Origin of the sequence: Paenibacillus sp. FSL R7-0026 (genome assembly GCF_038004485.1) — a bacterium.
Classification (GTDB): Bacteria; Bacillota; Bacilli; order Paenibacillales; family Paenibacillaceae; genus Paenibacillus; species Paenibacillus xylanexedens_A.
On the sequence record NZ_JBBORG010000002.1, the window covers coordinates 253308 to 267558 of the forward strand.

At 46.1% G+C, this 14251-nt stretch carries 10 protein-coding genes; 2 read left to right on the forward strand and 8 right to left on the reverse strand.

Annotated features, from left to right (window positions below; all coding sequences use genetic code 11):
- Positions 1–158: 158 nt before the first annotated feature.
- Together MKY44_RS30100 and thpR are read right to left on the reverse strand one after the other, a co-directional pair.
- Positions 159–1016, reverse strand: a complete 858-nt coding sequence (locus MKY44_RS30100) for a cell wall hydrolase (RefSeq protein ID WP_047841962.1) — start codon at positions 1014–1016, stop codon at positions 159–161.
- A gap of 130 nt (positions 1017–1146) precedes the next feature.
- Positions 1147–1749, reverse strand: a complete 603-nt coding sequence (thpR, locus tag MKY44_RS30105) for an RNA 2',3'-cyclic phosphodiesterase (RefSeq protein ID WP_341010179.1) — start codon at positions 1747–1749, stop codon at positions 1147–1149.
- Positions 1750–1956: 207 nt separating this feature from the next.
- Between thpR and MKY44_RS30110 the strand changes: the two genes are divergently transcribed.
- Entirely contained in the window at positions 1957–2913 is a 957-nt protein-coding gene (locus tag MKY44_RS30110; RefSeq protein WP_341010181.1) for a D-2-hydroxyacid dehydrogenase, read from the forward strand.
- A 341-nt stretch (positions 2914–3254) separates the two neighbouring features.
- Here MKY44_RS30110 and MKY44_RS30115 read toward each other — a convergent pair whose 3' ends face one another.
- The 5 genes from MKY44_RS30115 to htpG form a co-directional block, all read right to left on the reverse strand.
- Positions 3255–4232 carry a TRM11 family SAM-dependent methyltransferase gene (locus MKY44_RS30115; protein WP_341010184.1) on the reverse strand — a complete coding sequence of 326 codons (978 nt, stop codon included), beginning with the start codon at positions 4230–4232 and terminating at the stop codon, positions 3255–3257.
- Between the two features lie 341 nt (positions 4233–4573).
- Entirely contained in the window at positions 4574–6286 is a 1713-nt protein-coding gene (locus MKY44_RS30120) for a methyl-accepting chemotaxis protein (protein WP_253506252.1), read from the reverse strand.
- A gap of 285 nt (positions 6287–6571) precedes the next feature.
- Positions 6572–7597, reverse strand: a complete 1026-nt coding sequence (locus MKY44_RS30125) for an MsnO8 family LLM class oxidoreductase (protein WP_436263228.1) — start codon at positions 7595–7597, stop codon at positions 6572–6574.
- A 21-nt stretch (positions 7598–7618) separates the two neighbouring features.
- Positions 7619–9034, reverse strand: a complete 1416-nt coding sequence (locus MKY44_RS30130; RefSeq protein ID WP_074093901.1) for a deoxyguanosinetriphosphate triphosphohydrolase family protein — start codon at positions 9032–9034, stop codon at positions 7619–7621.
- A 701-nt stretch (positions 9035–9735) separates the two neighbouring features.
- A complete protein-coding gene (htpG, locus tag MKY44_RS30135) occupies positions 9736–11616 on the reverse strand; it encodes a molecular chaperone HtpG (protein WP_341010186.1) in 1881 nt (626 codons plus the stop codon).
- Between the two features lie 1229 nt (positions 11617–12845).
- On the opposite strand from htpG, the gene MKY44_RS30140 reads away from it, so the two are divergent.
- Entirely contained in the window at positions 12846–13277 is a 432-nt protein-coding gene (locus MKY44_RS30140) for a hypothetical protein (RefSeq protein ID WP_341010188.1), read from the forward strand.
- A 24-nt stretch (positions 13278–13301) separates the two neighbouring features.
- Here MKY44_RS30140 and nikC read toward each other — a convergent pair whose 3' ends face one another.
- Entirely contained in the window at positions 13302–14201 is a 900-nt protein-coding gene (nikC, locus tag MKY44_RS30145) for a nickel transporter permease (protein WP_124117053.1), read from the reverse strand.
- Positions 14202–14251: the final 50 nt, after the last annotated feature.

Here is a 14251-nt window from a genome sequence, read left to right on the forward strand (position 1 = left end):
TCACTCATTCCACCGTATGATTTGGCAGAAAAAAGGGTAATTTAGAGTATAACGATATTTTTAAATAACGAAATAAAACTACGATTCAGGCTTTTTCAAGGGCCGTGTGAAGCACACACAGTTAACTACCCTGCCTGTTTGCAGAATTTACGGGTCGATTACTTGTAAAAAGTATGATGACCGATCGTTTTTACTTTTTTCTGCGAGCGGGCAACTGTCAGATCGTCAGCAAGCGTCAATGATAAGAAATAATACGTATCATCGGCAACTTCCTTCTTCCCGTTCAACGCAGCATTCACTGCTTTGATGCTGTCCTCGTTGGGAACCACACGTTTCATACGTCCGTTCGCTACAGGACTAAACTGGGATTTTTGATGGATGACCTTGTAAATGGTATCGGGAAAATTGGCTGACCGCAGCCGGTTTAAGACAACATTGGCAACTGCCACTTTGCCTTCGTACGGTTCACCTTCCGCTTCTGCCATGACGATTTTTTGCAGCAGATGCAGTTCTTTATCGGACACACTGTATGACCAGGTTGCAAGTTTCGAGTCTTCCTGGTTCAGAAGTTTGGTCCGTGTAAAGTATAGTTTTTGGGGGGGAGTTGTTACAGCAGCAACTTCTTTGGCACGTTTCACTTTGGCCAATTTCAGTGCAGCTTCTTTTTTGGCTTTGGCCGCAGCTACCGCTCTAGCTTTGTTCTTGGCCTTGGCTTCTTGCAATTCCTGCTCTTCTTGAGCAGTCGTCAACCAGTTCTTCGCTGGCAGAGATTCAGTCCACGCTACGGTTTGGGCAGACAGATTAGAGGACAGACTTGTCCCATCTTCCATCATGCGCCTCTCTTCTTGCGTAGATGTTTGGTTATTTTGCCCAGAAGCCGCAAGTTCGGTCATCTGTTTACTATCACTAGCTTCATTCCACTTCCCCGTCGCCTGAACGACATTTACCCCCACTATACATACAAGCAGCACTGATAACATCGGTGCTACCCAACGATTTTTGCTTATAATGTTCATTCGAAGATTCCTCCTGTCGAAACAATTCCCTTAACTAAGTAACCCAAAAAAAAGAATTTGAATAACGATGGCTAATATTACATAGGGATAAACGTTATGTCAATGTGATTTTATGGCATAAAAATGATTATCAGGAAAAAGTGAACGTATCCACGACCTCATACATTGGCGATTGTCCCAGCCTTGTCACATAAAGTACAATGTCCTCCACCATCCATGAATTAACACCTGTGGAATGTTCCGGAAGCACTCCAGATATCCCTTTATTTTCATTACCTGGAAGCTGTCCCAGATATTTTCTGGCAATGGTAATGTGGGGAGCATAAGGTCTTAATTCAGCTTCATACCCCAGGGGCGAAGTTGCCTGCACGATTTGTTTTTGCAATGAAAACAAGTGCTCTATCTCTCCGCTAACACCTTTCCAAAGCACCTTAGGTGCTTCTTCAAGTCCAAATGTGCCCCAGTCGGAAAGCTGAAGTTCAAACGGCTGTAATCCGCTTGTTGCTGAGCGCAATGCTTTTCGCAGGTGCCCGATGTCACTAACTAATGTATCCCCCAGAAATTGCAAGGTAATATGATAATCTCTATGATCTGTCCATTTACGAAAATCTAGCTTGTTCTGTACAAGCCTCGAATCCATCTGAAGAGACTGCTGAACAGCAACAGGAAGACGAATTGCTACAAACAATCTTTCCCGTCGGGATGAATGATCCTGATGTGATTGGTTATTCATTGCATACACCTCTCTAAAGTTCGCTCTATTATTTCATAACTATACATATCGTTTCAAGTTGGTTAAGTATAGAGTGACACAAATATAACCATTTGCAAATAAGGCTAGATTCCTGCATTTCCCACCTTAATGCACATCCAACACCAAATCTGATACACTTTAATCATCAAACTCATCAAACTATTTATCTCAGGAGGACCACACATTATGGGTAAAATTGTATGTTTTCCATCTCTATCCGAAGAACAGCAACAACGCATTCAGAAAGCTGCACCGGGATACACCCTGAAATTCGGAAAAGCCAAGGAATTGGACCCCGCTGAGTTGAAAGAAGCTGAGATTATTCTCGGCTGGTCCCCACTCGTCACAGAACATGCATTGAAACAGGACGGCCTGTTGAAGTGGGTTCAGGTCTGGTCTGCTGGTGTGGACAATCTCCCCTTCGCAGATTTGCAACAAAAGAACGTTCAGGTCACCAGTGCAAATGGAGTTCACGCGATTCCAATCACCGAAATTATTCTGGGCATGATGTTATCCCACAGTCGCTGGCTGAGACAAGCTATGCTGCATCAACAGCAGGCCGAATGGAAAGCTCCTGCCAAACCACTGCCGGAACTGCATGGCAAAGCAGCGGTCATCGTTGGTGTAGGTGAGATTGGCACGGAAACAGCCCGTATTCTCAAAGCCCTCGGCATGCGTACGATCGGAGTTCGCCGCTCAGGTAAGGATGTCCCCAATGTGGACCAAATGTACGACATGACCGGTTTACATGAAGCCTTGAGCCAGGGCGATTATGTAATTAACATTTTACCGCTAACCGATGAAACCAAACATATATATGATCAAACTGCATTTGAGCAGTTCCGATCCGGTGCCTGCTTCGTCAATGTGGGCCGTGGCCCCAGTGTGAAAACGGAAGCGTTGCTGAATGCACTCCAAAACGGCAAAGTTGCCTTCGCCGCACTGGACGTGTTCGAAGAAGAACCTCTTCCGGCAGACCACCCGCTATGGGGCATGGATAACGTGTTAATTACGCCTCATATCGCCGGAAGTACAGAGCAATACGCGGATCGAGCAGTCGATATTTTCATCAAAAATCTGGAAGCTTACGTCGCTGGCGATACCCTGCCGTTGAACCTTGTGGATTATAGTCATAAATATTAACACAAACACCCGTTCCCATGCAATATTGTGCAAATCAACATCACGATATCAATGGAACTAAAGAATACTTACACTTGCAACTTCGATGACAGAACAACCTTCCGATCACTGTTATTCCCAGTTTTTTTCAATTCACTTTTATAAGGTGAAAATCTGTGAATAAAGGCGAAGAGTATGCTTCCGATGCAGCTTTCTTACAGAAAGCTTTTAGCTCCACTTCTTCAGGTTATTTCTGTCCTCTACGTTCTTGTGTAAACGGTTAGTTCAATGGATATTGCAAGCAATAAAAAAATCTACCTCTGGAAATTTCCCTAGAGGTAGATTTTTTTTGTTTTTTACGCTTACATACACAGCCAAATATGACGTTTAAACGTGCCTTTGTGTACTGTTCGGTACTCTTTTACAGTCCATCCCGCTTCCAACAAGTGCTCTTCTACCCACTCTGTGGAAACAATCACTGCCCGTTTTGCCAATTTGCGCAAACTCTCCAGCATGGCTCGTTGCTCAGCATCCGGAAGTACAGAGCAGAGGTTATAGGGCATGTCCAGAATTGCTGCATCATACAAATCTTGCAGTTCATTCATATCCCCCAGTGTGATTCGATCCGAATCATATCCATAATGCGGCAGATTGATACGTGCACCTCGGACAGCCAGTGGATTGAGATCGTTACCTTTTGCATCAATTCCCATGGATAAAGCCTCAATCACAACCGTTCCCATACCGCAGCACGGATCAAGCAACCGATGGTTTTCCACTCTCGGAACGGCAATATTCACCAGTGCTCTGGCAAGCGTGATGCCAAATCCAGTTGAGTAATTTTGCGGCTTCTGCCGATGAATCTGCCATGATCGATCCGCTTCTGTCCACTGGCCCAAGATCCATTTTTCTCCTGTTTGGATTAGGCCGAAAGTCACCTTAGGTCGTTTCATCTGTGCCTTGCCTTTAATGCACATGCCAACTTCTTTTTCCAGTTGGCGAGACTGTTCATAATCAGGTGTATGATCCCCTTCTTTCAGACAAACCACCTTAAATGTCTCTTCTGGCAACAAATGAATATCTCTGGCAAAAGGAAGCAGATCAGTCATGCTGCTCCCTTCGCCGATCACGTCCAGTCTCCCATGGATAAAAGGACTGCGTCCAGGTGGAATACATCGGTCAGACCACACATACGACCCCATATCCATACGGATCTCCAAACTCGGTTCAAGCAGTGTACTCAGCTCCAGCATGCATAATTCGCGCTCGTTCTCGTGGCAAGCAAAGGTGTAGAGGTATTTCCCAGAAGTAGCGTAAATACCAAATGTTTCATCAGGCAAAATTCCCCTCTCCTTCCTTCATTAATCATGTTTCTTCTATATAAATAGTAAGCTCATTGAAGACATATCAAATACGACTCATACGTTTGCTTTCAGGTAGTCATTGTATACAATGTTAGGCTCCTAGACAACTATCCATTTCCTTGCACGTATCTATTTGGAAAGAAAAAAATAAGGTGTTCCCATTGTTGAGGAACGCCTTACTTTATTTTGAGATTATAACATTGGAAATCTAATCGTTCTTGCCAGTATACGTTATAGGCCAACAGCTCATATATCATACTGATTTCTCACCATTAGCCGCCTGCGTGATTCCAGCTTCTTCTATTATAAGAAGAAGGTTATATTTTTAATTTTTCAATGGATGTAAGCAAATCTTCCGATAATTCTTTCAGACTTTGAATGTTGCCGCTAATCGTTTCCATGGAACTTACTTGCTCTTCCGCCGATGCAGAAACTTCTTCCACACTCGCTGCCGATTGTTCCGAAACAGCGGAAATCTGCTGACTGAAATCATTCATTCGTCCGCTTGCTTCCTGCATGCCTGCGAGACCATCTGTCATCGTGCCGATGACACCAACCATGCCTTCCACCGATTCATTAATTGTACGGAAGAGTTGACCTGAAGTAAGCACATGTTCCTGACCCAGTTCGGTCTCCTGAACGTTCGTACGTAATTCCGCAACCACCCCTTGTGACTCCTGTTGAATATCCTCGGTAATCGCCGTGATCTCTTCAACCGAAGTCTGCACAGCCTCAGATAACTTCCTCACTTCTGATGCCACTACGGCGAATCCGCGTCCACTCTCTCCCGCACGCGCTGCCTCAATGGAGGCATTTAATGCCAGCAGATTGGTTTGGCGTGCAATGTCATGAATGACCTGAACCAGCTTGGAAATATCTTCATTTTTACGATTCAATCGTTCCATCTTGTTCATGGAAGCAGAGACCGAACCGGAAATCTGTTGCATCTGCTGCACGGATTGTTCCATCACCTTGCGACCATTCAACCCCTGCTCCAGTACAAGATCCGACATGACGCGCAACTGGCTGCCTTGTTCCGTATGATTCTGAATGTGATCATTCAAAGCTTCAACCGTACGGGCTGATTCCACGGCTGTCTCTGCCTGGCTCTCTGCGGCCTTGGCTGACTCTTCCATGGTCACAGCAATCTGGCGACTACCAATCTTAACCTCTTCTGAGGATATTGCCAGTTCCCCACTTTGTAGATTAACAGCTTCCGCAATTCGTCTGACGCTCAGAACCATGGAAGTCAGGTTACCTTTCATGTCATTCACCGCTTTGGCCAGAACACCAACTTCATCCTCATGTTTGGTATGTATGTCCTGAACATTCAATTGTCCTTCTGCAATCAGTTTCACCGCACTAATGACACGTAGCAGTGGTTTCACGACCTGTGAACGAATAATCGGAATGCTGATCGCTGTAATGGCAATCATGACAAGAACACCGATAATGATGATTAATCTACCATCCTGTACCGATCTGATCGTTTGGGCCGCCGCAAGATTGGACTGTTCCTGATTGTATTCCACGAGATAATCAAGATCGACTTGCATGGTGTCGAAGGAATCAGCACCTTTATCAGCTACTTCCTTCGCCAGCTGTGTCTGACCCTCATCACTCAGCTTAATTGATTGCGTATTAATCTTGAGATACGCTTCCCATTTGTTCTTGAACGCATTCCAGTGTTCGAGCTCTTCCGCAGACTTCTCCTGCTGATCATAGATTTTAATCGCCTGCGTCGTTTCACGAATATACTTGGTACGCTCTTCTGACAAAAATGCCTTGTCTGTTTCATCCGCGTCAAAGTGACGATAACTTAGTGACAGAACATGTTCTGTGGTATAGTTTAACCGGTTAATTTGCTGGATTGATGGCATCCAATTGTTCGTAATTTCATTAGTGTTGGTTTCAATTGAATTCATCCGGGTGACAATTGTGACACTCAAAATAATTAAACAGAGGATTAACAAGTAGAACGCGATGCTGATACGCAGACCGATACTCTTGATCTTGAATCTGCTGAACATATGATTTCCCCCTTGACCTCTTCGGTCATCCCGAATTCAGGTGCTTATGTCATTGTTTTCCCCTTCTTTTGACCTCTTGTCAAAAGAACTTCTCTATATTATATCGATAGGAAAATAGACGTAAAGTATTATAACATTATTTTGTCATTAAGATGCTTGGTTTTGTAAAAGATTGTTGAATCTTGACAAAGTCCAAACCGAAGAGCTGCAGCATACGGTAAAATCCCGATCTGCAGCTCTTCGGTTTGTTCGGATTTCAACGGCTAACATCATAAAATGATCAGCCTAGTTCAGTATTGCCGTCTTATGCTCAGCCAGCAATCGATATGAATCCAACCTGCGCTCATAATCTGGTCCTGCCGTAACCAGAAGCAACCTCTCCGTATCCAGCCTGCGACTCACCTGTTGCAATCGCGCCCATACCTGCTCAGCTGTACCTGCATAATGCCGCACCGATTCATTTTGATCACTAACGGCTTCATCATTCGTGTTAGAGACCGCGATACCACTTGAATTCGACTCGGTTGAACGTTCTTTTCCATCCAGCTTGCGCCTCTCCGCCATGTCACGACTCCAGTCTAAAGCATCCGTCTCTGACTTGGCACACAATACGCTGACTGCCACCATAACCTCAGGCTCCTTCATCGTTGCACTAGGAATAAATCCTTCTCGGTATCGCCTTACAGCCTCTGTACCATCGGCATCACTCATGAATTGACCAAAGACATATCCCATGCCAAACCGTGCCGCAAATTCTGCACTCTTCACGTTAGTTCCCAACATCCAGAGTGATAACGGAAGCTTGGGAATCGGACGAGCTGTCACGGGATGATCCTCGTACAGGTAGCGGTCTTCTAGTAGTTCTGTGAGTGCTGCGAGTGATTCAGGCAGCTTGGACACATGCTGCAAGTAATTGCCACTGAGTGCCATCGTGGCATGAGGTCCACCGCCAGGAGCACGTCCGAGCCCAAGCTCAATGCGCCCCGGATAGAGCGCAGCCAGCAGGCGGAACGACTCCGCAACCTTGAGCGGGCTATAGTGTGGCAGCAAGACCGCACCAGAGCCAAGTTGGATCGTTGTTGTCCTTGCTCCGATGTGCGATAACAGTACTTCGGGAGAGGCCGATGCCAGTTCAGCCATATCATGATGCTCTGACGTCCAGTATCGGGCGTATCCCCAAGCCTCGGCATGTTGCGCAAGTGTCACCGATTGTTGAAGCGCCTGTTCCGCTGTGGCATCGTTCAACCTTGGAACAAGGTCAAGTACGCCCAGACTGAACGTCTCACTCATTCGCTTAGCCACGCGTCTCATCTCCCTTTATATCGGTTAATTTTAATCCAAATCGTAGATCGAACCCACCTTCAGACCGTAGAGTTCATTATATATTTTCTCGGCAAATGCATCCGTCATTCCTGCGATATAATCAATCACCATGTGTTCCCAGGTCCAAATCGGCTGAGCTTTGGCTTGATCCTTCTCATACCGCTGCAGCCAGTCGGATGGAATAATGGATTTGGACGTTTCGGGATCGAGGAATGCATCCCATAATCGCTTAATCATCCACTCACTGCGCTTCTGTAGCCGCTGCACACGCAGGTCACGAATCATGGTCACCCAGGCAAAACTCTTGAGCACACTCACCGTACGCAGCATATCGAGGTCTTCAGCCCCTTCACGGACAAAGGTTACCTTCTTCCAGTCACCGTCGTCAATAACGCCCAGACTGCCTACAAAAAAGCTCACCCAGTAGGCTTTCACCTCACGGCGGGTACGCGAGTAATCATGCTCGCAGAACGGCATCTTCTCATTCCAGATGCGCAGGAACGAAGCGAGTACCTCTTCTACCTTTTGCCCAATCGATTCTCGGGTCCATCCGTTCCAGAACAGATCCTCCAGCGTTGTAATCTTATCCACAATCAGTCGATTCACATGCGGATCTTGCAGGAAATGCTCATGTACTTCAATTTTTCCTGCTTTGATGCCATCCTCCAGGTCATGTGAGGAGTACGCAATATCGTCGCAAAGGTCCATCAGCTGTGCTTCCAGCGTCTTCTTGCCTGCTGGTACGTTCCAGCGATCACGGATCTCCCGAATATATTGCCACTCATGATGATACATGCCTTTTTTACTCTCTGTCCCAGGGTATGGATACTTGTTTATCCCTAGTAATACCGCATCAGACAGATTCAGTCCGTCGATATCTTCACGTTTCTCCAAGTGCATAATGAGACGGAAATTGTGCGCATTGCCTTCAAAATGCTCGTATTTCCGTTTTAACTCGGCACGTACTTCAGACTCGACCTTGGGAACTTTGGCGCTGCGGCTTTTCTTCATGATTTTCTTAGCCTCGGTGTTAATGAGGTCATCCAGAATGCCATCCAATACTTCTTCACCTTTATGTCCAAACGGTGGGTGACCGAAGTCATGTGCGATTGCAGCGCACTCCACCACTTCTGAATCAATAATAAGGCCGGGGTTGTCCGCGCGGTCCCAGTCCACCTCAGGAAAACGGCGAATCAAACTTCGGGCAGCCTCTCGGGCAATCTGTGCCACCTCCAGGGAATGGGTCAAGCGAGTACGATAATAATCACCCGTTCCTGCGCCAAACACCTGCGATTTGCCCTGTAACCGACGGAAGGTCGGTGAATGAATGAGTCTCGAATAGTCCCGTTCATACGCTGCACGAGATCCATCCAATTTGGTTAATTCAGGATATTGTCTATGTTCTCTCAGATCGTTCCATTGCATGGGGATCACTCCTAGCCGACTGTCTCTATTTTGAGTGATTATACACAACATCTGTGGTTTCGAAAAGTAAAACCTGTCTGCGATTGTCATCTCTTCTTACATCAACTTGTAATGAACAGTCATCTTCTCTTATTATACCCTGCCAGACTATCATCCGTGCATCTAAATGACAATGATTCATATTGAACTCACACTATCGTGACTTATGATGAAAAAAAGTGCCTTATACAGTTTGTGTGGCCGTTCCGGTTACGGATCGTTCTTATGATCGCTGTTGTCTCCAGGTTTTCTGAATTCCCTTTACAAAGGGAAAAACCCGGAGACAAAGGCGAACGCTTCGCTTCTTCAGAATCGATTCCGTCCCCTTCACTACTTTTTGCTGTTTTCACACCAAATCTAAATGACACCACATTCCCTATAAGGGGGAATTCTTCAAAACTTTGAAAAGCTAAAGAATTTCATTACGATTTTCATCCATCGCTGCAATGATGGTCTGCCTCCCCCGCTCCTACCCGTTGTGGGTAAAAACAAAAAAACCGACAGGACTGAAACGCCCTGTCGGGGTGGAGATGGTGAATTAAAAGGTATTTTGTAGTTTCAGGCTGTATAAGCTCTGAGCCTGTCACCCGGAAACTGCATGGAACGTTCCATCGCTTTTGATTCAGTGCACCGTTATTACATCACTGCGATATTGCGTAAGTTTACACCATAACCTTACAGATATCGTTGGTGAACTCTACTGGATCTTGAATTGGCAATCCCTCGATCAGCAAAGCCTGGTGGTACAAGAGGCTAGTGTAGAGGTTCAGCTTTTCCTGATCTTGCGCGAAAGCATCTTTCAACGATTTGAAGACATCGTGATTTACGTTGATTTCCAGCACTTTGTCGGCTTGTACGTTTTCGCTGTTCGGCATAGCTTTCAGGATTTTCTCCATTTCAATCGTCAGCTCACCTTCGGTGGACAAACATACCGGGTGGCTTCTGAGGCGTTTGGAAGCTTTAACGGCTTTGACTTTACCCGCCAATTGAGCTTGCATCGCTTCAAACAACTCTTTGTTGTCGTTGTCCTGAGCGTCCGTTTCTTCTTTGTCCGCGCTATCTTCGATGCCCAGGTCACCACTGGAGATGGATTTGAATTCTTTCTCCTTGTAGTTCGTGATCATCTTGATTGCAAACTCGTCGATGTCATCAGTAAAGTACAATACTTCGTACCCTTTCTCAAGAACACCCTCGATCTGTGGCAGCTTCTCAATACGGCTAATGGACTCACCAGATGCATAGTAGATGTACTTCTGATCTTCCGGCATTCTGGAGACGTATTCGTCCAGGCTCACGAGTTTGCTCTCTTTGGAAGACGTGAACAACAGCAGATCCTGCAATGTATCCTTGTTCACACCATAGTCGCTGTATACGCCATATTTCAATTGACGGCCAAACGCTTGATAGAACTTCTCATAGTTCTCACGCTCGTCCTTCAGCAGGCTTTGCAGTTGGCTCTTGATTTTGTTCTTAATGTTCTTCGCGATCAGGCTAAGCTGACGGTCATGTTGCAACATCTCACGCGAAATGTTCAGGGACAGGTCTTCCGAATCCACCATACCTTTAACAAATCCAAAGTAATCTGGCAACAGATCCCCACATTTATCCATGATCAATACACCGTTGGAGTAAAGCTCGAGGCCTTTTTCATACTCTTTGGTATAGTAGTCAAACGGTGTGTTCTCCGGAATAAACAGGATCGCATTGTATACCACTGCGCCATCTGCGCTGATGTGCAGGTGTTTGAGCGGTTTGTCAAAACCGTAGCGTTTTTCCATATAGAAGTTATTGTAGTCTTCTTCGGTCAGTTCGCTTTTATTTTTACGCCAGATCGGCACCATGCTGTTCACGGTTTGTTCTTCTTGGAATTCCTCGAATTCGTTCTCCGTGCCCTCTTTTGGACGTTGACCCGTTACATCCATCTTGATCGGGTAGCGAATGAAGTCGGAGTATTTCTTGATGATGGATCTCAGGCGGTACTCTTCCAAAAATTCGTCATACGAATCTTCTTCGGTATTTTCTTTGATCGTCAGAATGATTTCCGTACCTACGGAATCTTTCTCTGCTGGTGTGATTGTGTAACCATCCGCGCCTTCGGACTCCCATTTCCAAGCCTCGTCGCTGCCCAGCGTTTTACTCGTTACGGTCAGCTTGTCCGCCACCATAAATGCCGAGTAGAAACCAACCCCGAATTGTCCGATGATGTTGTGGCCGTCTTTTGCTTCATTTTCTTTCTTGAACGCCAGGGAACCACTCTTCGCGATAACCCCCAAGTTGTTCTCCAGCTCTTCCTGCGTCATCCCGATTCCGGTATCTGTCAGGGTGAGCGTGCGGTTTTCTTTGTCAATCGTGAGCTTGATGAAGTAGTCCTCTTTGTTGAAAACGAGCGAATCGTCAGTAAGTGCTCTGTAATAAATTTTATCAATGGCGTCACTGGAGTTGGAGATCAATTCTCTCAAAAAGATTTCTCTTTGGGTGTAAATGGAGTTGATCATCATATCCAGCAAACGTTTGGATTCTGCCTGGAATTCTTTTTTAGCCATGAGTGGTTGGACTCCTTTCAAATTGGGATATCGAATGAGTTGATTGAAAATAGAAAGTAACTGAGATAATCCTGCGGCCATTAGTAGACTCAAAAACCTTTGATCGCTCTAGTCCACAGATATTGTGCTTCACTTCTAACTGGCTCATTGTAAAAATAAGTGCACGACGTTCTGCAATGTAGCCGTTCCGGTTACGAATCGTTTTTCGGATCGCTGTTATCCCCAGATTTCTTTGATTCCCTTTTTTAATAGGGAGAAATCCGGTGATAAAGGCGAACGCTTTGCTTCCTGCAAATCGATTTCGTCCCCTGCACTACTTTTGCATCTGATCAGCGACTGATTTTTAGGATAGAGAATATCAATGAAGTGATATCTCCTAGACATGGGATGCAGCTTCAAGCCTGTTGCTCACCTTGGCTTCGCATGTTCTACTCAGGTTCAATATCTATTTTCAAAAACAGAATCATTCCATATGTAAGCCTATAGTAAAAACATCATCTGTTAGCACTCTAATGATCGGAGTGCTAAACCCTTCCTTTTATATAACATATGGGAAAATTGGGTGTCAATACGTAGGCGGTTATTTTAACTAAAAGATCGAATAACTCTTTAACTTTTGCACATCACCAATTATTTTACCGTAATCCCGCGGGTAAAACAAAAGCCGCCTCGAACCAAAGTTCGAACCGGCATGGTCAAAGATTGTGATGTGTCTGTTACTGTAGTAGATAGCGTTAAAATATATCCATCTAATGTACCTTGGAGTATCCTCGGGCTTACTGTGTTGAGACTGATGTAGGTTATATGGGTACTTTGGTACTTTGGTACTTTGGTATGTTGGTATCTTGGTATTGTGGTTGCTTGAATGTCTTGAGCAGCATGACAGTCACGCGCTAACGAATCTCAGAGGCGTTAATTGGCCTTTTTGGGATGACTTCATAATTTAACGAATCGTAGACACGCTACTTCTCGACTTTAGTCAACCTTTCGAGACTTTCGGCAGGTTTTCGCAAAATAGAGTGTGTGAGGTTCGTTAGACTGGGAAATTGGCTGGAAATCGTAAAATACGGTCTCTCTGGTTCGTTAGAGTTGGAGCAGAGGTTAGCGTTACAGCTTCAGATAGGATTGTGATAAAAATTAGTGCTTACGGTTTCTGTTAACGTTGCCTTTGGCACGCATGCTGCGTTACAGAAAAAGTTATGGTTGCAGAGCTAGGGTTTCAATCAAAGTTGCAGTTTGAGTTCGAGCTTGGGTTACAAGTTACAAGTTACGGTTTCGGTTTCGGTTTCGGTTTCGGTTTCGGTTTCGGTTTCGGTTTCGGTTTCGGTTTGGGTTTGGGTTTGGGTTTGGGTCTGGGTCTGGGTCTGGGTCTGGGTCTGGGTCTGGGTCTGGGTCTGGGTCTGGGTCTGGGTCTGGGTCTGGGTCTGGGTCTGGGTCTGGGTCTGGGTCTGGGTCTGGGTCTGGGTCTGGGTCTGGGTCTGGGTCTGGGTCTGGGTCTGGGTCTGGGTCTGGGTCTGGGTCTGGGTCTGGGTCTGGGTCTGGGTCTGGGTCTGGGTCTGGGTCTGGGTCTGGGTCTGGGTCTGGGTCTGGGTCTGGGTCTGGGTCTGGGTCTGGGTCTGGGTCTGGGTCTGGGTCTGATTTTAAGTTTAAGCAGAATTTAGCGTTACGGTTTGTTTTTGTGAATTCTACTTTTTGGCCATTTTCGGATCAAGGGTGTCGCGCAGGCCGTCGCCCATTAGGTTGAAGCCGAGAACGGTCAACATGATGGAAACACCGGGGAAGATCAGTGTCCACGGTGCTTTTTGTATAAACTGACGGGAGTCTGACAGCATTTTACCCCATTCGGGATCGGGTGGTTGCGCGCCCATGCCTAGAAATCCGAGCGCAGCAGCCTCTATGATTGCCGTTCCAATTCCCAATGTACCTTGCACGATCAGTGGAGTAAGGCTGTTGGGCAAGATGTGGCGAAACAAGATTCGCCCATTACCCGCTCCAAGTGTCCGTGCCGACGTAATGAATTCCTCCTGTCTCAAGCTGAGTACCCGTGAACGCACCAATCTTCCGTAGGTCGGGATGTTCACGATGGCGATGGCGAGCAGTGCATTTTGCAACGACGGGCCCAATATCGCCACAATGGCGATGGCCAGCAAAATCCCGGGAAATGCGAGCAAAATATCAAATAATCGCGAGATGAGCATGTCCGCCCATTTTCCATAAAATCCTGCAATTAAACCAAGCAACGTGCCCGCGATAATAGATCCAATGACGGAGAAAAAGCCCACCCACAAGGAAATACGCGCCCCATGCAGCACTCTGGAAAACACATCACGCCCCAGATCATCGGTACCAAACCAATGCTCTGCCGAAGGGGCCTGAAGCCGATCCACCAGAACCTGTTCCTTGTAATCATAGGGTGCAATGTATGGCGCGAGGAAGGCCAACAGGATAAAAAATACGATAATAATCAGACCTGCAAGCGCAAGCCGATTTTTCCGAAACGTTCTCCACGCTTCCCGCCATGGACCGGATGTGCTCGCCGACGCAGCGTCAATGGATGGTCCGGTATTGGTCGATAATTTGGCCATGTGGCGTCTCCTTTCTTGAACATGAATATAGCAAAAGATCAACGAATTCT